Origin of the sequence: Frankia tisae (assembly GCF_025403405.1) — a bacterium.
GTDB classification, from domain to species: Bacteria; Actinomycetota; Actinomycetes; order Frankiales; family Frankiaceae; genus Frankia; species Frankia tisai.
Map to the genome: position 1 here is coordinate 1 of NZ_JANEZT010000709.1, position 1,186 is coordinate 1,186.

At 70.2% G+C, this 1,186-nt stretch carries 2 protein-coding genes; one reads left to right on the top strand and one right to left on the bottom strand.

Annotated features, from left to right (window positions below; all coding sequences use genetic code 11):
* The first annotated feature begins 44 nt into the window (after positions 1-44).
* Positions 45-707 (top strand): endonuclease NucS, encoded by a 663-nt coding sequence (nucS, locus tag NBZ85_RS31245; protein WP_261560773.1) that lies wholly within the window; start codon positions 45-47, stop codon positions 705-707.
* Here the strand turns inward: nucS and NBZ85_RS31250 are convergent.
* Positions 659-1,186: hypothetical protein (locus tag NBZ85_RS31250; protein ID WP_261563438.1), on the bottom strand; the 528-nt coding region annotated here is incomplete at its 5' end. The genes nucS and NBZ85_RS31250 overlap by 49 nt on opposite strands.

The following is a 1,186-nucleotide window of genomic DNA, read 5'->3' on the forward strand; positions in this document are numbered from 1 at the left end:
TCCCTGGGGCGGAGGCAGGCCGGGGGGCGCGATAGCGTGACGTCATGCGGCTTGTCATCGCTCGGTGCAGTGTCGACTACGTCGGGCGTCTCACCGCCCATCTGCCGAGCGCCGTCCGGTTGGTGCTCGTCAAGGCGGACGGGTCGGTGTCGATCCACGCCGACGGGCGGGCCTACAAGCCGCTGAACTGGATGAGCCCGCCCTGTGTCATCGCGGAGGACGGCGGGGTCTGGCGGGTGACCAACCGAGCCGCCGAGCAGCTCGTCATCACCCTCGAGGAAGTTCTCCACGACTCCCGCCACGAGCTGGGGATCGACCCGGGGCTGCGCAAGGACGGCGTCGAGGCCCACCTGCAGGTCCTGCTCGCCGATCGGCCGGACGCGATCGCCGCGGGACTCACCCTGATCCGCCGCGAGTACGAGACCGGGATCGGGCCGGTGGACCTGCTCTGCCGGGACAGCGACGGATCCACGGTCGCCGTCGAGATCAAGCGCAAGGGCGAGATCGACGGGGTCGAGCAGCTCACCCGCTACCTCGTCCGGCTGGACGCGGACCCGGCGCTGCCACACCCGGTGCGGGGCATTCTCGCCGCTCAGTCCATCACCCCGCAGGCCCGGCTGCTGGCCGCCGACCGCGGCCTGGGCTGCGCCGTCGTGGACTACGACGAGCTGCGCGGCCTCGAACCCTCCATCCCCACCCTGTTCTGACCGCCCGTTCCGTCGCGTCGCAGCCCGCCGGGGAATGCGCCGAGCCCGAGTGGCCCGGCGGCGGAGCATCGGTTCTCCGAGGTATGCCGCCGGAATTTCGGATGGTTCTTCACGGCACGGGTGGCGGTCTCGTCCCTCATCGGTTTTTTCCGCTGCTCGCGCGAAAGCGAATTGATGGCCGGGGTCTCGTCCTGCCGGCAATCCTGATTGATCTCGGGCCGGGTGATGGAAAGGCTGGGAGAATCGACGGGTCCGCGGTTCGACACCGCGCGGCCCGCGAATTCGCCGCATTGTCGTCGGGCTGCTGCGACGACCTTGAGGAGCCTGGGCATGGCCGAGAAATCCCGGCAGGGAACGCATTCGCACGGCAGGCCGGAAATGGCTGCCCGGACCGGCACCGATATCGAGACGGAAACGGGGCCTTCGGGCGGTGGGGCGGCGCGGGGACGGCGGATCGGGGTGGTCGGGCTCGGCACCAT

Excerpts from the sequence above, each read along its gene's own strand:
- nucS (WP_261560773.1), top strand. The coding sequence starts at position 45 with ATGCGGCTTGTCATCGCTCGGTGCAGTGTCGACTACGTCGGGCGTCTC.